This is a genomic window from Arachidicoccus rhizosphaerae (assembly GCF_900107765.1).
GTDB lineage: Bacteria > Bacteroidota > Bacteroidia > Chitinophagales > Chitinophagaceae > Arachidicoccus > Arachidicoccus rhizosphaerae.
In genome coordinates this window covers 1-20,359 of sequence record NZ_FNQY01000012.1, presented here as the reverse complement: position 1 = coordinate 20,359, position 20,359 = coordinate 1, and the positions used below count along the sequence as shown (strand labels likewise).

18 protein-coding genes are annotated in these 20,359 nt (G+C 41.8%); 16 read left to right on the top strand and 2 right to left on the bottom strand.

The features are described 5' to 3' along the window. Positions 1 to 67 precede the first annotated feature (67 nt). A complete protein-coding gene (locus tag BLU80_RS11260) occupies positions 68 to 988 on the bottom strand; it encodes a dihydrodipicolinate synthase family protein (protein WP_170831216.1) in 921 nt (306 codons plus the stop codon). 328 nt (positions 989 to 1,316) lie between these two features. Between BLU80_RS11260 and BLU80_RS11255 the strand changes: the two genes are divergently transcribed. The 12 genes from BLU80_RS11255 to BLU80_RS11200 all read left to right on the top strand — a co-directional run bounded on the left by BLU80_RS11255 (position 1,317) and on the right by BLU80_RS11200 (position 17,118). Further along, entirely contained in the window at positions 1,317 to 2,219 is a 903-nt protein-coding gene (locus tag BLU80_RS11255; RefSeq protein WP_091398208.1) for an AraC family transcriptional regulator, read from the top strand. Between the two features lie 121 nt (positions 2,220 to 2,340). Next, on the top strand, positions 2,341 to 3,990 hold the full coding sequence (locus BLU80_RS11250) for a ribulokinase (RefSeq protein ID WP_091398206.1): 1,650 nt from the start codon (positions 2,341 to 2,343) through the stop codon (positions 3,988 to 3,990). Between the two features lie 51 nt (positions 3,991 to 4,041). Then, positions 4,042 to 4,740, top strand: coding sequence for an L-ribulose-5-phosphate 4-epimerase (locus tag BLU80_RS11245; RefSeq protein WP_091398203.1), 699 nt, complete (start codon positions 4,042 to 4,044; stop codon positions 4,738 to 4,740). Positions 4,741 to 4,805: 65 nt separating this feature from the next. Further along, on the top strand, positions 4,806 to 6,296 hold the full coding sequence (gene araA / locus BLU80_RS11240) for an L-arabinose isomerase (protein ID WP_091398201.1): 1,491 nt from the start codon (positions 4,806 to 4,808) through the stop codon (positions 6,294 to 6,296). Between the two features lie 46 nt (positions 6,297 to 6,342). Continuing rightward, complete coding sequence (locus BLU80_RS11235) at positions 6,343 to 8,028, top strand: sodium:solute symporter family transporter (protein ID WP_091398198.1); 1,686 nt, start codon at positions 6,343 to 6,345, stop codon at positions 8,026 to 8,028. A 53-nt stretch (positions 8,029 to 8,081) separates the two neighbouring features. Beyond that, positions 8,082 to 8,918, top strand: a complete 837-nt coding sequence (locus tag BLU80_RS11230) for an NUDIX hydrolase (protein WP_244518880.1) — start codon at positions 8,082 to 8,084, stop codon at positions 8,916 to 8,918. Positions 8,919 to 9,024: 106 nt separating this feature from the next. Beyond that, the gene (locus BLU80_RS11225) at positions 9,025 to 10,578 is read left to right on the top strand and encodes an alpha-N-arabinofuranosidase (RefSeq protein WP_091398195.1); all 1,554 of its coding nucleotides are present in this window, start codon (positions 9,025 to 9,027) and stop codon (positions 10,576 to 10,578) included. A gap of 227 nt (positions 10,579 to 10,805) precedes the next feature. Continuing rightward, entirely contained in the window at positions 10,806 to 11,870 is a 1,065-nt protein-coding gene (locus BLU80_RS11220) for a hypothetical protein (RefSeq protein ID WP_091398192.1), read from the top strand. A 306-nt stretch (positions 11,871 to 12,176) separates the two neighbouring features. Next, a complete protein-coding gene (locus BLU80_RS11215) occupies positions 12,177 to 12,713 on the top strand; it encodes a DinB family protein (protein ID WP_091398189.1) in 537 nt (178 codons plus the stop codon). A 74-nt stretch (positions 12,714 to 12,787) separates the two neighbouring features. Continuing rightward, positions 12,788 to 13,198 (top strand): DoxX family protein, encoded by a 411-nt coding sequence (locus BLU80_RS11210; RefSeq protein ID WP_091398186.1) that lies wholly within the window; start codon positions 12,788 to 12,790, stop codon positions 13,196 to 13,198. Between the two features lie 254 nt (positions 13,199 to 13,452). Beyond that, complete coding sequence (locus tag BLU80_RS11205; RefSeq protein ID WP_091398183.1) at positions 13,453 to 15,903, top strand: glycoside hydrolase family 2 TIM barrel-domain containing protein; 2,451 nt, start codon at positions 13,453 to 13,455, stop codon at positions 15,901 to 15,903. Between the two features lie 33 nt (positions 15,904 to 15,936). Beyond that, positions 15,937 to 17,118 carry an alginate lyase family protein gene (locus BLU80_RS11200; protein ID WP_170831215.1) on the top strand — a complete coding sequence of 394 codons (1,182 nt, stop codon included), beginning with the start codon at positions 15,937 to 15,939 and terminating at the stop codon, positions 17,116 to 17,118. Between the two features lie 5 nt (positions 17,119 to 17,123). On the opposite strand, the gene BLU80_RS11195 is transcribed toward BLU80_RS11200, so the two are convergent. After that, the gene (locus BLU80_RS11195; RefSeq protein ID WP_139188135.1) at positions 17,124 to 17,726 is read right to left on the bottom strand and encodes a hypothetical protein; all 603 of its coding nucleotides are present in this window, start codon (positions 17,724 to 17,726) and stop codon (positions 17,124 to 17,126) included. A 252-nt stretch (positions 17,727 to 17,978) separates the two neighbouring features. Between BLU80_RS11195 and gloA2 the strand changes: the two genes are divergently transcribed. The 4 genes from gloA2 to BLU80_RS11180 all read left to right on the top strand — a co-directional run. Beyond that, positions 17,979 to 18,368 (top strand): SMU1112c/YaeR family gloxylase I-like metalloprotein, encoded by a 390-nt coding sequence (gloA2, locus tag BLU80_RS11190; protein ID WP_091398175.1) that lies wholly within the window; start codon positions 17,979 to 17,981, stop codon positions 18,366 to 18,368. Positions 18,369 to 18,578: 210 nt separating this feature from the next. Then, complete coding sequence (locus BLU80_RS11185; RefSeq protein ID WP_091398173.1) at positions 18,579 to 19,028, top strand: hypothetical protein; 450 nt, start codon at positions 18,579 to 18,581, stop codon at positions 19,026 to 19,028. A gap of 508 nt (positions 19,029 to 19,536) precedes the next feature. Beyond that, positions 19,537 to 19,668 (top strand): DarT ssDNA thymidine ADP-ribosyltransferase family protein, encoded by a 132-nt coding sequence (locus BLU80_RS20120; protein ID WP_139188134.1) that lies wholly within the window; start codon positions 19,537 to 19,539, stop codon positions 19,666 to 19,668. A 34-nt stretch (positions 19,669 to 19,702) separates the two neighbouring features. Next, positions 19,703 to 20,359, top strand: a 657-nt coding sequence (locus BLU80_RS11180) for a transposase (RefSeq protein WP_139188133.1), incomplete at its 3' end; no start/stop codon positions are given.

Genomic DNA, 20,359 nt, shown 5'->3' with positions numbered 1-20,359 from the left:
CCTATTTGCCTTATGAAGGCTTTAGGGCTATTTTTACGGAAATATATTGCGTCTGCTTAACTGACTGCTATAAGGCAAGACCTTCCTCAACAAGCGTCAAAGGACGGTTTCTTAAGGCAGTTTCTATAATTTGAATAGCCTCCGTTCTTTGTGTTCCACTTAATTGTAAACGAGGTGCTCTGACAATCTCACTTCCCAGATCTGTGTATACCTCTGCCAGTTTGATATACTGGACCAGTTGCGGCGTAATATCAAATTCCAATAAAGGCATAAACCATCTGTAAATTGCAAGTGCTTTGTCGTGTTGGTTATTTTTAATAAATTTATATATGGCGACGGTTTCCCTCGGAAAGGCGCAAACAAGACCTGCTACCAGACCATCAGCGCCAGAGGAAAGTTCTTCAAAGGTCAGCGTGTCAACGCCGCACAAAATTGCAAAACGTTCTCCAAAATGATTGCGCATTCTGATTACATTAGAGACATCCCTGGTGGACTCTTTTACCGCCTGGATGTTCGGGATATCCTGAAGCTGTTCAAACATATCCAGCGTGATTTCTGTTTTATAATCCACCGGATTATTGTAGAGTAATATGGGTAAATCTGTTGACTCTGCGACGGTTCTGAAGAACTGCACGGTTTCGTTGTCGGTAGATTTATAGCGCATGGGAGGCAGTAGCATAATACCTTGTGCTCCCCAGGTTTTAATATTACCGGCCAGTGTTACGGCCTCTTTAGTTGAGCCGGTGGCAATATTTACGATAATAGGCACTTTGCCTGCCGCAACTTTTAATCCGCTTTCTACTAATTTTGATAATTCTTCCACACTTACCGTACTGGATTCTCCCAGTGACCCGCCAATGATAATTCCTGCCACCCCGGCACTAAGCTGAGCGGTGAGATTTTTTTCAAATAATGGCAGATCCAGCTCATCTTTTTCATTAAATTTTGTGGTTACTGCTGGAAATACACCCTTCCATTCTATTGCCATAGTTTAATATGATTTTAAGAGTAAATAAAGTCCCCTATCTAAGTAAGGTATTCACGATTGTAAAATTACCGGCTGGTTTTGAAGGTATATTCCCGCTTTTTGTTGTTTACTATTCAGATATTAACCAGGTAGAAGAATGGTATTAAATGCTAGTAAAAGCTTAAAATGGCACAAAATATCAGTCTCACTTATCGGATTTTAACCGAATATATGCAAAATTTGACTTTTTAGGGGTAATTTACGTGTTATCTAAAAAGAAGATGTTAATTTGGCATTAGCAAGTGATTGCAATAAGGTAATGATTCCTTCACATTAAATTTCCCTAATTATGAAAGTGCTGCAGTTTACCGTACCGGTCAGTCATGACAAGACCATCGTTACCAGAATGGATATTTTACCTCATTTTTACCCCTATCTGCACCGTCATAAGGAGATGCAGTTAACCTGGGTACAGCACGGTGAAGGTACCCTGATGGTGGACCATAATATCCATAGCTTTACTCATAATGATATTTTTATTATAGGGGGTGGACAGCCGCATTTATTTAAAAGCCCGGCCGCTTATTTTGAGGAAGGTTCAGAGAGAATTATTTGTTCTTTAGATGTATTTTTTGATCCTGAAGTCATTTGCAATACATTACTGGGAATTCCTGAACTCAAACATTTACGCAGCTTTATTGATCAGGCCCAATATGGTATTCAGGTTCCCGGTAGTCATGTTCCGGAAGTCTCCCGGATGATGGACGCTTTATATAAAACACAGGACGTTACTAAATCCACGATTTTATTTATTCAGCTATTGCAAAAGCTGAGCAGTATCAGTGATCATACTATTTTATCCAAGCAAGGTCCCAGAATGGTCAAAACGGAAACAGACGGCATTCGAATCAGCCATATTTATAATTATATCCTGCATAATTATGATAAACCGATTACCCTGGAGGATGTTGCCGCCCAGGCTTATATGACGCCACAGGCCTTTTGCAGGTTCTTTAAGAAACACACCCGGCATACTTTTGTCCAGTTTTTAAATGAGATTCGAATAGGGGAAGCCAGAAAACAATTCTCTTCAGGTTCATTTGAGAGTATTTCCAGCATTGCCTACAGTTCAGGTTTTAATAGTATTACTAATTTTAACCGGGTCTTTAAGACGGTCATGGGCCAGGCGCCAAGTGAATATATAGAGAGTTTAAGAGAATTGCAACAACCAAGCCTCGTAGCAGGAAAATAATTTAAATATTGGTAATCAATCAGATAGTTATATTGTTTTAAAAAAATTAGATATTTTTTTTGTGAGTTGGTAATAATAGTTAAATTTACAATTAAAAAATTTTACTCATAATTATATTTGTATGAATTACAATTATGTAATAGGTCTTGATTATGGAACCGATTCTGTCCGTGCCGTCCTGATGGATACGGCAGGTGGTAAAGAATTGGCTTCCAGTGTATTTTATTATCCCAGATGGGCGGCCGGCCAGTATTGTGATGCTGAAAATCAGCGGTTCAGACAACACCCTTTAGACTATGTTGAAGGATTGACTACCACGATTAAAGATGTCCTGGAAAAAGCAGGCCCTGATGCGGCTGGTTATGTAAGAGGTATTTCCGTGGACACCACAGGGTCCACTCCGGTTGCAGTAGATGAAACAGGTACGCCGCTGGCATTAAAGCCCGGTTTTGAGCAGAATCCTAATGCCATGTTTGTTTTATGGAAAGACCATACTTCCATCCAGGAAGCTGCCCGTATTAATGAAGTGGCCGCGCAACAGCAAATCAATTACCTGCAATATGTAGGGGGGATTTATAGTACAGAATGGTTCTGGGCTAAGTTATTACATGTGTTACGTACAGATGAACAAATCAGACCTTATATATATAGCTGGGTGGAGCATTGTGACTGGATTCCATTTTTACTCACCGGAGGAACAGATATAAAAAATCTGAAAAGAGGGGTCTGTTCTGCGGGGCATAAATCGTTATATGCGGCTGAGTTTGGCGGGTTACCTCCTAATAGTTTTTTTACAGCCATCGATCCTTTGCTGGATGGGTTCTCGGATCGTCTATTTGACCGGACTTATACGGCGTCAGAGGCCGTTGGTACCCTTAGCCAGCAATGGGCTGACAAATTAGGGCTTTCTACGGATGTCGTTATTGGCATTGGGGCATTTGATTGCCACATGGGAGCCGTAGGGGCGGAAATAGAACCTTATATGCTCAGTAAAATTATCGGAACTTCTACTTGCGATATTATGGTAGTACCGCAATCAGAGATGAATGGTATTCAGGTCAGTGGTATCTGTGGCCAGGTGCCAGGTTCCGTCATCCCAGGCATGGTTGGACTGGAAGCCGGACAAAGTGCATTCGGGGATGTGTATGCATGGTTTAAAAACCTGTTATTATGGCCCGCTAAAAATATGGGACTCCCGGAAGAGCAACTGGAAAAAATGGAAAAAGACTTACTGGTGAAATTATCCATTGAAGCCAGCAAAAGACCGGTGACAGAAAACAGTATCCTTGCTGTAGACTGGCTAAACGGCCGCAGAACGCCGGATGCAAATCAGGCACTCACGGCTGCCATCAGCGGGCTGCACCTGGGTACGGATGCCCCGGAAATTTTCAGGGCACTGGTAGAAGCTACCTGTTTTGGTGCTCGGGCAATTGTGGAAAGATTCGTATCAGAAGGTATTGCAGTAAAAGGACTCATTGCAATGGGCGGTGTTGCACAAAAATCTGCCTTTATTATGCAGACCATGGCGGATGTTATCGGGATGCCTATTAAAGTTCACCGCTCTGAACAGACTTGTGCGACCGGTGCTGCAATGTTTGCCGCCACGGCAGCGGGCATTTTTACGAAAGTTGAAGATGCCATGGCTGCAATGGGACAAGGCTTTGATCCGCCTTATATACCTGATCAGGGCAGGCATACATTATATAATAAGCGGTATGCGCAGTATCAGAGCCTTGGAGGCTGGGTGGAGGCGCAAACCGCCGGTCACTAGTTTTCCCGATGCTGATGAAGCTTTATTTAATCTTACTATTAAAATATTATTATGCAAAAATACTTATCCATTAAACAAGAAGCATACGAGGCCAATATGCAGCTACCTGCATTAGGTCTCGTTTTGTTTACTTTTGGTAACGTTAGTGTGGTGGACCGCGGCGAAGCTGTTTTTGCCATTAAGCCCAGCGGTGTTCCTTATGAAGAGCTGAGCCCGGATAAAATGGTCATCGTTGATTATGAAGGAAAAGTGGTGGAAGGAAACCTGCGGCCCTCTTCCGATACGAAAACGCATGGTGTATTATATCAGCACTGGGATAAAATCGGCAGTGTGGTACATACTCATTCTACATATGCAACTTCCTGGGCACAGTCAGGATTGGATATCCCTATTTTCGGGACTACGCATGCTGACCATAATACCATGGATATTCCTTGTGCCCCTCCGATGTCAGATGAAATGATACAAGGGGATTATGAGTATCAGACCGGTTTTCAGATTATGGATTGCTTTAAGGAACGGGGTCTGAGTTATGAAGAAATGGAAATGATTCTGGTGGGTAACCATGCTCCTTTTACCTGGGGTAAAAATGCAGCAAAAGCTGTTTATAACAGCGGGGTTTTAGAGCAGGTTGCTAAAATGGCATTATTCACCAGACAAATCAATGCTGACGCACCCAGATTAAAAGATGCCCTGATTAAGAAGCATTATGAAAGAAAACACGGTAGCGGTGCCTATTACGGCCAGTAGCACCAGGCCCGGATTTAATTTGAATCTATTTATAACTATAAAATATTATCATTAAACAAAAATCTATGCTTAACGATACAAACCGGGAAATATGGCTGGTGACCGGTAGCCAGCATTTATATGGAGAAGAAACGCTTAAAGAAGTGGCCAGCCATAGTCAGCAGATTGCTGCCGCCCTGGATGCAGCCAGTGTGATACCTGCCAAAATTGTCTGGCAGCCCACGGTGAAAACCACGGACGAGATCTATGAATTGATCCAAAAAGCCAATAATAATGAAAATGTGATAGGTCTTATTGCCTGGATGCACACATTTTCCCCAGCCAAGATGTGGATCAGGGGGCTTAATATTTTAGGTAAACCTTTACTCCATTTACATACGCAGTTTAATCAGGATATCCCATGGTCCACCATGGATATGGATTTTATGAACCTCAATCAGAGTGCGCACGGGGATAGGGAATTTGGTTTTATCGTCACCAGGCTTGGCATCAACCGTAAGGTTGTCGTAGGTCACTGGGCGAATGAAAGTGTACAGCAGCAAATTGGAGACTGGGCCAGGGTTGCGGCCGGATGGGCTGACTGGCAAGGGGCCAAATTTGCCAGATTTGGAGACAATATGCGCTATGTCGCCGTTACAGAAGGTGATAAAGTTGCTGCTGAAGCCAAACTTGGGTTTTCTGTAAATACATATGGGATCGGAGACCTGGTCGCTATTATGAATGAGATTTCTGATAAAGAAATAAACACACTGATTCAGGAATATGAGGATAGCTATGATTTGATGGCCTCCTTAGAAAATGGAGGTGCACAGCGTGCTGCCTTAAAAGAAGCGGCGAAAATTGAACTGGGGCTTCGTCAGTTCTTAAAAGCGGGTAATTTTAAAGGATTCACCGATACTTTTGAAGATCTGCATGGTATGCGGCAGCTGCCGGGTATTGCCGTTCAGCGCCTCATGGCGGACGGTTACGGCTTTGCAGGAGAAGGTGACTGGAAAACGGCTGCCCTGGTACGTGCCATGAAGGTAATGGGAGCAGGGCTTCCGGGGGCGAATGCTTTTATGGAAGATTATACCTATCACCTGGATCCAAAAGATGCAAAGATTATGGGGTCTCATATGCTGGAAGTAGACCCGACTTTAGCTAAGGGCCGAATCAGCTGTGAAATACATCCGCTGGGCATAGGCGGCAAAGAAGATCCGGTTCGGCTGGTATTTAACGGAGGCGGTGGCCCGGCCATCGCTTCCAGTTTGGTGGATATGGGAGGCAGATTCCGTCTTGTCGCAAATGCGGTGGAAGGCGTGGATGTTACAGAGGCTTTACCTAAATTGCCGGTTGCCCGTATTATCTGGAAACCCAAACCGGATTTTCAGACGGCCTGTGCTGCCTGGATACTTGCCGGTGGTGCGCACCATACCTGTTATAGCCAAAACCTCTCCATGGAACAGATTGAGGATTTTGCAGATATCGCCGGTATTGAGACAGTGGTTATTGACCAGGATACCACCATTCGTCAAATCAAGAAAGAACTTAAATTCGCTCAGGCATATTACCGTTAAATATTCATTCACCAGGGGGAAAGCCCTCAACTAACAAATTAGACACATGAAAAGTGGACTTATCCATATTGATTATATCATAATCGTTGCCTATTTTTTACTGATTACGTTTTATGGACTGTGGATTTATCGTAAAAGGAAAAATAAGGACCTAAGCAGCCATGATTATTTTCTGGCTGAGGGCTCGCTCACCTGGTGGGCAATCGGCGCTTCTATTATTGCCTCCAATATCTCAGCTGAGCAATTTATCGGTATGAGCGGAGATGGTTTTTTCGTGGGAATTGCCGTAGGGGTGTATGAGTGGGTGGGAGCCTTAGGGTTGATTATTATAGCCGTCTGGTTTTTACCGATTTACTTAAAAAATAAGATTTTTACCATGCCGCAGTTCCTTAAACGAAGGTTTAATGGAACGGTGGCTTTGATTATGGCCATATTCTGGCTGATGTTATACGTTTTTGTAAACATTACTTCCATTTTGTACCTGGGCGCCTTGGCTGTTAATACCCTGGTAGGGGGGCAGTCTTTGCATCTGATTATGGTGATTTTTGCAATTTGTTCTGTACTGATCGCTCTTGGGGGCATGAAGGTAATCGGTTATACGGATGCCATTCAGGTGGCCATGCTGTTAATCGGCGGTCTGGCCACCACTTACTTTGCTTTACAGGTAGTTAGTGAAAAGTTCGGGCTGGGAAAAGATGTTTTTGCGGGATTCAAGGCAATGATGGACGCTGCGCCGCAGCATTTCCACTTAATTTATTCTAAACCGACAGCCAGCTCCTCCCAGCATTACATTGATCAGTATCTGATTGTACCCGGCATCCTAATGTATATCGCTGGTCAGTGGATTGTGAACCTGGAATATTTCGGAACCAACCAATACATTACCCAAAGAGCGCTGGGCGCAAATCTGAAAACTGCACGCACGGGGCTGATGTTTGCGGGTATTTTAAAAATGTTTACCCCGATTGTGGTCATGCTTCCTGGTATTGCTGCTTATGTGCTGTACCAAAAAGGATTTTTACCGGATCTGGGTGGGCATAAGGATCATGCTTATTCTGCCGTATTAGGTTTTTTGCCTAATGGTTTAAAAGGGCTGTCTATTGCGGCACTTTCCGCAGCCATTATTGCCTCCCTGGCAGGAAAGGCCAATAGTATTTCCACAATTTATACGCTGGATATCTATAAAAACTATTTCCATAAAGAAGCGACTGATAAGAAAATGGTCTGGATAGGCCGTATTGCGGTGGTGATTTCTATGGCAATTGGCCTGTTCTTTACCTGGGATGATATCCTTGGCATCGGCGGTGCAGGCGGCTTTACCTTTATACAGAAATATACAGGATTTATCAGCCCGGGTGTACTGGCGGTATTCTTACTGGGGATGTTCTGGAAAAGAACGAATGGTCTTGCATCCATTGTAGGTATTGTCGGAGGATTTGTGCTTTGTGTATTCTTTAATGAGTTTGCACCGGCCATGCTTGGAAATAATACCTGGTTCTATACGGCATATCCTAACGGACATGGCGGCTATGAGATACCATTTCTGATTTGTATGGGCCTGGCCTTTGGATTTACCGTGGTGCTGATGGTGATCTGCAGCATGTTTAGTCCGAAAGTCAATCCTAAAGCCTTTGTTATTGACCGGAAAATGTATAAGGTTGAGCCTAGCGTTTTAGTGCTGATTGTAGTAATCATGATGTTATTCGCCGCTCTATATGCGAAGTTCTGGTAGTAGATAAGGTAATACTGTAATTAATTGAGATCAAATTATCCAAAATCAATACATTGGAAAAGGTAGAAAAGAGCCAGATCAAAAAAGACAACCCGAAGATAAAGGAAAAGAAAAGGAAATATAGCGGCAAGAAACTTCTGCTGGCTGTAGACTGTATCATATTCGGATTTGATGAGGAGGGACTTAAGCTCCTGGTCATTAAAAGAGGTTTTGAACCCTGCATGGGCAGACTGAGTCTGATGGGCGGATTTGTGGGAGAAACGGAAAGCAGCGAAGACGCTGCTATCCGGGTCCTGCATGAGCTCACCGGTCTGGAAGGGATTTATATGGAGCAGTTACATCTGTTCAGTAATCCGGCGCGAGATCCGGGGGCCAGAACTTCCGTAATGGCTTATTTTGCCTTAATTGATATTAAAAGCTATCAGAGCCAGATGAGTGCTGATTTTCAGGCCAGGTGGGTGCCTGCAGAAGAAGTGCCTAAACTGATTTTTGATCATAATGAAATGGTGGAGATGGCAAAAGAGCGGTTGCGCTATAAAGCGGCTCTTCACCCCTTACTCTTTGAATTGTTACCGGATAAATTTACGATCCCGCAACTTCAGATTCTTTATGAAAAGCTTTATGATACCAAATTTGATCCCGGGAACTTCTTTAAGAAAATTCGTTCCACCGGGTTACTCGTTCGTTTAAAGGAAAGGGATAAATTAAATTCAAAAAAGGGAGCCTATTTCTATAAACTGGATAATGAAAAATATGAAGAAGGATTTAATACCTTTTTGAATTTTGTCTATCGGCCAAAGTTTAAAAATAAAGTCAAGAAAAAAACGGACAAAAAAGAGAATACTGATGCGGACAAGGCCGTTAATAGAACGCCCAGAAAAAGCGCCTAATGTTGCAGACCGTCTTTGTGAATTAATACCGGGCCAACTACTGTTGTATTAATTATTTTGAATTGATTAACCTGCGATTGATTATCGCAATAACACAAGAACTGAAATGAAAAAACAATTGCTGACGATTTTGATGGGTTGTCTGGTATTAGGCGCCTCTGCTCAGAAAGCAGTCGTGAGTCTGGATGCCAGCCAGGCCAAAACAGAAATAGATCCCAATATCTACGGGATGTTCTCCGAGCATTTAGGAAGAGGCATTTATGGAGGTATCTGGGTGCCTAAGGATGCAAAAGTTAAAAAAGAAGGACGTATCCGTATGGATGTTGTCGAAGCGCTGCGAAAAATACAGATTCCCAATCTCAGGTGGCCGGGAGGCTGCTTTGCGGATGAATATCACTGGATGGACGGGATCGGAGATCCGGCACAGCGCCCTAAAATGATAAATACTAACTGGGGCGGCGTTACAGAAGATAATAGCTTTGGTACGAATGAATTTATGCAGTTATGCCATCTGTTGCATACCCAGCCTTATATATCCGGTAACATGGGGAGCGGCACTGTACAGGAGATGTCCAATTGGGTGGAGTATCTGAACTTTGACGGTGAGAGTCCGATGACTAAACTGCGCAAGCAGGATGGTGTAGATAAGCCTTACGGCGTTCAGTTTTTCGGCATTGGCAATGAAAGCTGGGGGTGTGGTGGAAATATGACGCCGGAATATTATGTGGATCAGTTCCGCAGGTATGCCACTTTTGCCAGAAGTTACCAGAATGCTCCTTTAAAAAGAATTGCCAGCGGCGCTAACTCAGATGATTACCACTGGACGGAAGTTCTGATGAAAGGTATTCCTCTCGGAATGATGTGGGGAATCAGTCTGCATTATTATACAATTCCGACAGGTAGCTGGGGCAAAAAAGGCTCTGCGACTGATTTTACGGAAGCAGAATACTTTAATACCATGAAAAACTGCCTGCATATGGAAGATCTGGTGACCAAACATTCTGCTATCATGGATAAATATGACCCTCAGAAGAAAGTAGCTCTGGTAGTGGATGAATGGGGTGTCTGGACTGATGCAGAACCTGGAACAAACCCTTCTTTCCTGTATCAGCAGAATTCCATGCGGGATGCGTTGATTGCAGCTACCACGCTTAATATCTTTAATAATCATGCAGATAGGGTAAAAATGGCCAATCTGGCTCAGACCGTGAATGTATTGCAGTCACTGATACTTACGAAAGGCGATGAAATGATTCTGACACCCACCTATTATGTGTTCGAGATGTATAAAAAACATCAGGGTGGTAAGCTGGTGCCGCTCCATTTAATCAGCCCGGCTTACACAGTCGATGGTAAATCCATTGACGCGATTAACGGATCAGCCTCCATTGATAAAGCAGGTGTGATGCACATCAGTCTGGTGAACCTGGACGCAGAAAAGGCTAGAACTGTTACCGTGGATCTGACAAATACCAAATATGGAAAAGTAAGCGGAGAACTTCTGGACGCAAAGACCGTGACGGCCATCAATACATTTGAACAGCCTGGGAATGTTAAAACAACCGGATTTGCAGATTATAAATTATCTGGTTCCCCGGAGAACCAGATTTTGACTGTAAATTTGCCTGCACATAGTGTGGTGATGCTGGACGCTCAGTAAAAAGCGACAAATAAATATTCATTTAAGTTTTGGATTTTAGATAAAAGGGTGAATGGGGCCGGTCTTAGGGAAATATTCCTGAAAGACGGCCCCTGTTCTATTAGGGATATTCTGTTGTCCAAGAATTATTTTTCCAAATGGGATAAGAATGTTAAGTTTGATGTTTAAAATACTGATTTTCAGTCATACATCATCTTATTGAACTGTTTATGCTTAAATATGGCCATTTGAAGGTATGGATACTTTCGATCTTTATTATGGGATTTTTAGCCTGTACGAAACATCATAATGCACCTGAACCGCCTGTTGTGACTCCTCCAGTAGATACCCTTCCGACAGTGCCCGTAGAGACTGATACGATTAAGGATGTTTTTATGGTGGGAACAGAGTATGAAATGTCCACCCAGAGAGATTATGCCACTTTCTGGCATAATGGGGTAGCCAGTCGGTTACCCGGTGGCGTATCTTCGAGTCCCACGGCTATTGCTTTAGATGGGGAAGATGTGTATATAGCAGGGGCTATTGAGCTGCAAAACGGAGATGCCCGCGCCGTTATCTGGAAAAACGGTCAATTAATTCCACTTGTGGATACGATGGATACCGAAGGCGAGTTTCGTACACCCTCAGTAGCGACGGATATTACCGTACATGATCATAAGGTATATGTAGCGGGTATGATGACAAGCACTGATCTGGAGCAATATGCGGCGTTGTGGGTGGACGGGAAATCAGAGAAACTGGACGAAGGACCCGAAGGAGGAGCTGCTCAGGCGATCGGTTTTACCACGAGTGGAGACATGTATATCATGGGGGCAGTTATTCAGGATCATTATGTGATTCCCTCGCTTTGGAAAAACGGAGTACGCTCGACATTGGATTATGCTATAACTGCATTCGATATGACTGTTAAAGGGGAAGATATCTATATTGTTTGTAGTTATAATAGCGATAGTTATTACGGCCTGCCTTGTGTAGTTAAAAATGGAGAATTATATGCACCTCTGAATGATTTTACTTCGGCGAATAAAATGGCGGTAACGGATACAGGGGTGTATGTGGCCGGCCAAACCTATATTGACTGGTCAGCCCTTAGCTGGCAAAATGGTCAGACAATCCATTTGCCAGGTTTTACGGCCAACGATATTGCAGTAAATGGTGAGGATATATATGTAGTGGGTAATTTTATGGATGGCGGTTTACAATATGGGAGACTGTGGAAAAATGGTATGGTCCAGCCCTTGTCTGATAGTCTGGCTTACAGCAATATAACTTCAATTGCACTTAGAAAATAGTTGGTAAAAATACTGTTTTCAGCATCTTACTGAAAAGGATGTCATATCTGGCCCTTTGTAAAAATATTGACGCTTTTTTTAATTAATATTTTGAGAATCAATTAAGTGTACTTTGTCTGCTGATCGGATGACTGTTTTGAGAGTTGATCATGATGTCGTATAAGGCCTTTTAGATTGCCGTAATTACCACCCTTGAATAAAGGGAAAAGCATTTATTTTTGTTGTAGCATCTATTTCCCATAGCGCCACCGGGTAAGTATTCAGACAGTGGTTATTTTCTATTGATTAAACAGGAGCAGTTATATTATGATAGCCAGCATTACACAAGAAAAAATATATCAGTTAGAAGTTCAACTTTTGGAGGCAGTAAGAAATTTTGTGGAAGTGCTGTATGATTTTGATGAAACAGTCTTTAATCAGCGGATAAATGCAGATAACTGGTCAGCAGCACAGGTGGGTTGCCATGTGGTGAAATCTTTGACCCTTATCCACCAGCTGGTAAATGGACCGGTTGAGGCGTGCCCAAGATCGGCAGATGAAAACATTGCAATATTAAAAAGAGGGATGGAGGATATGCATGTTAAGGGGAAGTCTGCAGAGATATTACGCCCTGGTACCGAATATATATCCAGGACCCTTATTCGGACCGCGACCACAGAAGCAGAGCAGGCTTTATTAAAAGATATCAGGGATTTGGATCTAACCTTGGTGTGTCAGGGTATGGATTTTCCGGAATTGGGCCGGTTAACCCGGTATGAACTGATTGGTTTTGCAGGATTTCATATGGACCGCCATAGAAAGCAATTATTAACTATTTGGCAATCATTGAATAAAAGGGCCTGACGGGGAATGGTTCGTCGTTGGGAAGCATTTTTCTATAATAGTATTTTTTTGTTTTATTAATCTTAAATCGAAATATGGAAACGACCTCAAAAAACAACAAGTCGGTCAAGATTACCTATTGGGTAACGACTTTGATCATTGCGCTATTTGAATTATCTGGCGCCTTTTTTATCAATAGTGAAATAGCCAAACAGGGAACCCAACATCTCCTACTGCCGGAATGGTTCAGGTGGGAAGTAAGTATAGGCCATATTATTGGCGGTATCCTGTTGATTGTCCCTGTTTCCCCGCGAATCAAGGAATGGACCTATGTTGCCTTCGGGATTGATTTTATCTCTGCTTTTATAGCCTATGCGGCCGTTGACGGGTGGACATCCAGTTTGTTATCTCCAGTCATCTTTATGGTCCTACTTGTCATCTCATACGTAAGCTATCATAGACTTCAGGATGTCAAGCGGTTCCCTGTAATAGTCGGCCCCAAATAATTGTACGGTATTGGAATGTATGTAGAAGGTTTTATCTCTATAAAATGTGTCCTCGTAACTCATAAAAGACCAGGGACACATTTTTTATGGACCATAACCTAACTACGGAAACGGTTGCGGAATTAATTAACTAACAACTGATCTTTTTGCTTTAGTTTTAGGGGGTAATTGATGTTAGTTTTATTTTTTGAAATCGTTTCCAATCGGACACAGCGGAGGCGGTCCGTTTCGATTTAAATTATTCAATCCCGTATATGAGGTACTTATTGGCTGTTTTATTTTTATTAGGTTACAACTTATCCTTCGGGCAGCAGTCTCGCAGGCTGAACACAGGCTGGTCATTTTTAAGGGAAGATTTAGGAGGCATCTGGGAGGCCGTGAGGCCGGCTAAGCAGGGTGACCCTGAAACGGTTCCATTATGGAGCCAGGTAAGTTTGCCGCATTGCGTGAATGCAAGAGATGCGGTAGATCCGGATGTAAATTATTATGAAGGTCCCATGTGGTATAAAACGCAGCTGAATATCAGTAATCCATATTCAGCAGGAAGAACCTTGCTGCATTTTGAAGGGGCCGGCCAGAAAACGGAAGTGTACGTATATACTACTAAAGTGGGGAGCCATGTCGGAGGGTATGATGAATGGACGGTAGATATTACGGACGCTGTAAATAGTTTTAAATCCAACGATAGTTTATTTAAGGCTTTTAAAGGCAAGATTCCTGTAGCAGTCAGATGTGATAACAGTCGTGATCTGGAAATGATGCCTTCTGACTTGTCAGATTTTAACTTGTATGGCGGGCTATATCGGTATGTTAACCTTGTGTATGAACCGGGTTTATATATTGATAAGATCTTTGCTGATCCGGTAATGACTGCCGGTTTAAAAAGTGCAAAATTGCCGGTAAAAGTAAGATTTGATAATCCCGGCAATATAGCAGCAGGTGATTTGTCTGTAAGCTTAAAGGACCCTGATGGAAAGGTTGTAGCTTCCTTCAATAAAACAATGAATCTGTTTAATGGTGATCAAGAGGTAACAACTTTGGATATTAAAAATCCAAAGCTTTGGTCTCCGGAGACTCCAAGGATGTATAGTCTGGAAACAAAGATCTCATCAAAGGCCGGTAGCCATATCAGTATCACTCCTGTTGGATTCAGAAGTTTTGAATTTGTAAAAAAAGGACCTTTTAAACTTAATGGTACAAGACTGCTTCTGAGAGGTACGCACAGACATGAAGATTTTGCAGGCCAGGGTGCCGCAATGACGGAAAGTCAAATGCGTGAGGAAATGGTATTGATGAAGGATATGGGTGTGAATTTTATCCGCCTGGCTCATTATCAGCAGTCTCCGATTATACTTCATTTATGTGACAGCCTGGGAATTTTGGTCTGGGAAGAAATTCCCTGGTGCCGGGGAGGTTTAGGGGGGGCTGTCTATCAGGCACAGGGCAAGCGTATGTTAACCAATATGATAGAACAGCATTATAATCATCCTGCTGTTATTATCTGGGGTCTAGGTAATGAAAATGACTGGCCAAATGATTTTGCTGAATTTGACAAACAAAAGATCAGAGCATATTTTACTGAGTTAAATAATCTGGCCCATCAATTAGATTCCTCCAGAAAAACCGCGATTCGTCGTTGTGAGTTTGCCAGTGATATTGTAGATGTGTATTCTCCTTCTATTTGGGCGGGCTGGTATAGGGGTATTTATACTGAATACAAAGAAATTACCAAAACAGAATTTGATAAAGTGGATCACTTTTTACACGTAGAATGGGGAGGTGACAGCCATGCCGGACGAAATTCTGAAAATCCAGATAAGGGACTGCAGAATATTAAAGCAACAGGCGCTGCTGATGAAAGGGCAGGAGATGCTTCCTTATACGGAGGTGCAGCCCGTGCCTCAAAGGATGGTGACTGGAGCGAAACCTATATCTGTAATTTATTTGACTGGCATCTAAAGGAACAGGAAACAATGCCATGGCTGACGGGTGCTGCCATGTGGGTGTTTAAAGATTTCTCAACACCCGTGAGACCGGACAATCCGATTCCTTATATGAATCAAAAAGGGGTTGTTGAAAGGGATCTGACTCCAAAAGAGTCTTATTATGTCTTCCAGTCATACTGGACTAATAAACTTATGGCACATATATACGGCCATCACTGGCCTGTCAGGTGGGGTAAAGACGGCGAGGAAAAAATGATCAAGGTCTATTCCAATTGTGATCAGGCGGAGCTTTTTGTGAATGGTAAATCTTATGGGAAGAGAAAGCGTAATAGTCAGAATTTTCCAGCTGCCGGCCTTAGATGGAATGTACCCATGCACAAAGGTAGTTACGAGGCCATTGTTAAAGCAAGTAAGGGAGGCGCTAGTATTTCAGATACGATTCATTTTGATTACCAGACAGACAACTGGGGTAAACCTGCAGTGGTGCAACTCAAAAAAATTAGTGAAAAAGATGGTATAGCCACTATTGAGGCAAAGGTATATGACGTAAATCAGGTTGAATGTCTGGATGCTAAGAACTGGATCCGGTTCGGACTTGCCGGTGATGGCACTTTAATAGATGATCTGGGTACTTCTTCCGGTTCCAGAAGGGTTCAGCTCTACAATGGCAGGGCCATCATCAGGATTCATACAAATAATGGGAAATCGGTAGCGAGTGCCAAAATAGACGGGTTGCCAGTTGCCTTTGTCTCCCTATAGTAATAACATTATAAACTTGATAAAGCCACAGATATGCGAAAGTTGATAATGCTGTTGTTTATCCTGATTTTAAGCAGCAAAATGATAGTGAGGGCGCAACATGTCACGCCGGATACTTCCGTATACCATTTAACAGAATCTGTACTCAGACAAGCTGTATTACAACGTGCGGGCAGGGCCTTGAAGGAAAAGCCTGTAACTGTTACATCCTATATCTGTAAACGAAGTGCAGGCGGAATACATGATTTTTATAGTGAAGGAGATTATTGGTGGCCTAATGCTGCAAGTCCTGATAGTCCTTATATTAAAAAAGATGGCCTGACCAATCCTGATAATTTTGTAAAACACCGACTTGCCATGGTCCGGCTGAGCCGTATTGTAGGCTCTTTAGCCTCAGCATGGCGAATTACCCATAATTCGGTTTATTTAAAAAAAGCGATGGAGCATTGCAGGGCATGGTTTGTAGATACGGCCACCATGATGCATCCCAATTTATTATATGCCCAGGCCATAAAGGGAAGGGTGACAGGCAGGGGGATAGGTATTATTGATGCCATTCAGTTAATGGAGGTGGCCGAGGGATTATATGTAATGGAAAAATCTCCTGATATGGATCAGGTGGCCCTGGGAAAAATAAAAGATTGGTTTAGCGCCTATCTGGATTGGGTAACAACCCATCCTTACGGTAAAGATGAAATGAATGCCGCTAATAATCACGGCACCTGCTGGGTGATGCAGGTAGCCTGCTTTGCCCGTTTTACCGGAAATGAAAAGTTGATGGATTTTTGCAGCAGTAGATATAAGACCGTTTTATTGCCAAATCAAATGGCGACTGGTGGAAGCTTCCCAATGGAGATGGCGAGAACCAAGCCCTACGGATATTCTTTGTTTAATCTGGATGCATTTGCCACTATATGCCAGCTACTTTCTACGCCACAAAACAATTTATGGATCTATAAAACGCCTGATGGTAAGTCAATTCGAAAAGGAATCGAATTTATGTACCCTTTTATAAAAGATAAATCCAAGTGGCCATTGAAACCGGATGTGATGTATTGGGATCAGTGGCCTGTTGCTCAGCCGTCCTTGCTTTTCGGGGCCAAAGAATTTGGACAGAGAGAATGGTTGGATTGCTGGAGCCATTTGGAACATTTTCCCACTGTGGAAGAAGTAATTAGAAATCTGCCGGTCAGAAATCCGCTTATATGGCTGTAATAGGTTTACGGTCTGTTATAGATTCTGACAGCGTCCAGTAGTTTTCCTTTCTTAACCTTTTCAAGAGCCTCTGGATTATCCTGGACGAAGTTCATGACATTTTCCTTGGATATTTCAACTGGCGGCATTTGAGGGTCTTTTTGGATGGCCGCAGGATAGGGTGTTCCCCATTCAGGGGCTACGGAATATTTATTGATTTTGCCTTCATAGGTTTTAAAAAGCCAACAGGAATCATTAAAAGCTGGAAGGCCAACCATTTTTCTGCCCATTTCTGTAATAGCGGTAATGGATTTGGTATCCTCCGGATTAAATAGTCTGAGCTTTTTCCCTTTATAAAATTGAATATAATATTTTCCTTTATATAAACGAAGTTTGCCTGTTCCTTTATAGATTTCTCCTGAATTTAAAACAACCGTATAGTCCAGCGCCTTCATCTTGGGGCTTCCACTACCTGATTTTAAAAATGGCAAAAAGGTCGTGCCTGTAGAAGGGTTAGGGATGTTAACCTTGCCATACGGTGTATGCATGCTACTATATTGTCCGAAAGAATTATAGCAGCATAAACATAACAATAAAGCCAAGGCGAGTAATACCGTATATCGTTTCATAAGCGGGTTCTCAATTAAAAAGATGTAATTTGCCAAAGGATGCATCCCTTGACAACCCTAAAATTACAGATATTCCAGCGAAATCGGTGCTAAAAATGACCATTATTTGAAATACGGCCGGGGCTATTGACTGAGCAATACGCTTTTTTGGGGAAAGAAGGGAATTAGGGAGTTTGTGATTTTAGTTTTGGCAGAATCTGGATTGAATATTTATTTTTCAGGCCCGTATAACTTTAAAAAATTAGAAGAAATATGATACATATTGAAAGGATACATCATATAGCAATAATCTGCCGGGATTATCAACTCTCTAAAGATTTTTATACCAAAATACTAGGTTTTAAAATAGAGCAGGAGATTTACCGAGAAGAACGGAATTCCTATAAGCTTGATCTTTCTTTAAACGGTCAGTATTTAATTGAGCTGTTTTCTTTTCCTGATCCGCCTGCGAGAATGACCAGGCCGGAGGCAGCTGGTCTCAGACATATAGCCTTTGCTGTAAAAAATATCGAAAAGGAAGTAACCAGTTTAGCGGATAAGCATGTGTTTACAGAGGCAATCAGAATTGATGAATGCACCGGAAAAAAGTATACATTTTTCAATGACCCCGATGGATTGCCTATTGAGCTTTATGAATTATAGCGGATACTGGAATAATAGGACAATATATAAAGGGCAATACTTTGAAAATATAATTTGAAATAATTATGATATTTTGGTGTAACGTTAATAGGGGTTAATCCCGTTCTAATAAACGGTTGTAAACTGTTTGTTTTTGTTTGAAAGTAAATGATGGTTTTTTTGGTAGCTGCTTAAGGTTATAAAGACACCAATGACTTAAAATAAAAAACTATGAATTCTTTAAAAACGTTCCCATTTATTGTATGTGTTTTTTTAAGTATTTGTTTAGGCTGTACCAAAACTACTGAAAGTTCTGTACCTCCTAAAGAATTGAGAGGGGAGTGGCATCTGATAGGGTATATCAGGCAGGATAGAGATACCACCCTATTGGATATAAACAAAACATGCGACTGCCTTGTATTGTTAATTTCGGATAGCAGGGAAAATAATTATGCTGCGAGGGTTGGAACCACTTACTATTTTATGCAACAAAAGGCTAAATTTAAAAATCACAGGATTATAATGCCTGAATTTGCCTCCGATTTGCCCTATTTTGGTCCTGAATTGGACAACTATGTTACTGGAGTCATGTATCCGGATGAGTGGGTTGTTACCGGTAATAATTTGAAATTGAGCTCAAAGAGATTATCTGACACATTATTTTTTAAACTAAATAAGTGATTATGGACACTGTCAATAATCACACAAAATTATTTTCGAACTTGTAATCGCGTGTCATTCGCATGAAAGTTTGCAATGACTTTTGTCGAATTATTTTGGATTACAACTAATGATACTGTATCAACTATAACAAGTTTATCGTACTCCTTTTTTGAAAATCTGGAATCGCTTTCAAAGCTAATATTGTATTTGATACTATCGTCGCAAACGTGTGATATACTCCTTTAGGAATTACCTAAGATAGAGGCGGGTTATTTCGAATATCAAAAAAGGCCATAAATCAGAGATTTATAGCCTTTCAGGGTTTTGTTGGTGCCCAGGACTGGATTCCTTAAGCACTAAACGTCAGTATGTTGTAGTTAAAGTCTGTCAAAATTCTGTTAGAGATCATTAAAATAGAATCAGGGCTTTTTCGGGTCAGGATATATACAGCGAATTTTAATTTTCAGCTAATGTCTTATTAAAAGAATTATATTTGGACTCGATTACGAAACAATAAACTGGACCTATGGATCTGAAGGACGTTAAATTATATCGAATAACTCATATTGATAATATTCCTCATGTTTTACGTTATGGTATTACTCATAAAAATTCTCCTAATGCCAGTCCAAATTTTGTGGCTATCGTAAATAAATAATGGTTACATTATTATTTAGGTGCATATTTGCGGGATGGAATTTGACATGTTTTTGCAGGAGATGTTGGGTATAACAGATGAGTTTGCGATTGTGCAGGTGGAGAAGATGACCTCGCCTGAGAAGATCACTCGAATTTATTTAAAATACCAGTTGACAGATTGTCTAGTTGATGGGAAATGGTATCCCATTTATGACTATGCCCCGGAAAGGGAGTGGCAGCATTTAGCTTGGTTTGAGTACAAATGCTACCTGATAGCCAAGCTTCCTAGATATAAAGATCATGATGGCAAGGTTAAGACCTATAAGCCCAATTTTACCCCTCCTAATAGAAGCTACACCTATCTATTTAGAAGTGAAGCGATTAGGTTGTTGCAAAAAATTAAAGTGCAAAATACAGTTGCAGAAATAATGAAAACCACCCCGTACATAATAAGAAGCATTATGGAAGATGCTGTTGAGCAAGGCATGCTAAATCGCGGGGAAGCTATATCCTTTAAGAATATTAGTATAGACGAGAAAGCGTTTACGAAAGGGCATAACTACGCAACAATTGTGCTTGACAGTGACAAGGAATACATTCTGGAGCTGCAGGAAGGCCAGAGTGAAAAGGACCTAAAAACATTGCTGTATCAGCTTTCTGGAAAAGAAGTGCTACCTGAACTAAATATTGTGAATATGGACATGTGGAAG

Excerpts from the sequence above, each read along its gene's own strand:
- BLU80_RS11200 (WP_170831215.1), top strand. The coding sequence starts at position 15,937 with ATGCGAAAGTTGATAATGCTGTTGTTTATCCTGATTTTAAGCAGCAAA.
- BLU80_RS11260 (WP_170831216.1), bottom strand. The coding sequence starts at position 988 with ATGGCAATAGAATGGAAGGGTGTATTTCCAGCAGTAACCACAAAATTT.
- gloA2 (WP_091398175.1), top strand. The coding sequence starts at position 17,979 with ATGATACATATTGAAAGGATACATCATATAGCAATAATCTGCCGGGAT.
- BLU80_RS11210 (WP_091398186.1), top strand. The coding sequence starts at position 12,788 with ATGGAAACGACCTCAAAAAACAACAAGTCGGTCAAGATTACCTATTGG.
- araA (WP_091398201.1), top strand. The coding sequence starts at position 4,806 with ATGCTTAACGATACAAACCGGGAAATATGGCTGGTGACCGGTAGCCAG.
- BLU80_RS11195 (WP_139188135.1), bottom strand. The coding sequence starts at position 17,726 with ATGAAACGATATACGGTATTACTCGCCTTGGCTTTATTGTTATGTTTA.
- BLU80_RS11205 (WP_091398183.1), top strand. The coding sequence starts at position 13,453 with ATGAGGTACTTATTGGCTGTTTTATTTTTATTAGGTTACAACTTATCC.
- BLU80_RS20120 (WP_139188134.1), top strand. The coding sequence starts at position 19,537 with ATGGATCTGAAGGACGTTAAATTATATCGAATAACTCATATTGATAAT.
- BLU80_RS11225 (WP_091398195.1), top strand. The coding sequence starts at position 9,025 with ATGAAAAAACAATTGCTGACGATTTTGATGGGTTGTCTGGTATTAGGC.
- BLU80_RS11250 (WP_091398206.1), top strand. The coding sequence starts at position 2,341 with ATGAATTACAATTATGTAATAGGTCTTGATTATGGAACCGATTCTGTC.
- BLU80_RS11215 (WP_091398189.1), top strand. The coding sequence starts at position 12,177 with ATGATAGCCAGCATTACACAAGAAAAAATATATCAGTTAGAAGTTCAA.
- BLU80_RS11185 (WP_091398173.1), top strand. The coding sequence starts at position 18,579 with ATGAATTCTTTAAAAACGTTCCCATTTATTGTATGTGTTTTTTTAAGT.
- BLU80_RS11245 (WP_091398203.1), top strand. The coding sequence starts at position 4,042 with ATGCAAAAATACTTATCCATTAAACAAGAAGCATACGAGGCCAATATG.
- BLU80_RS11235 (WP_091398198.1), top strand. The coding sequence starts at position 6,343 with ATGAAAAGTGGACTTATCCATATTGATTATATCATAATCGTTGCCTAT.
- BLU80_RS11255 (WP_091398208.1), top strand. The coding sequence starts at position 1,317 with ATGAAAGTGCTGCAGTTTACCGTACCGGTCAGTCATGACAAGACCATC.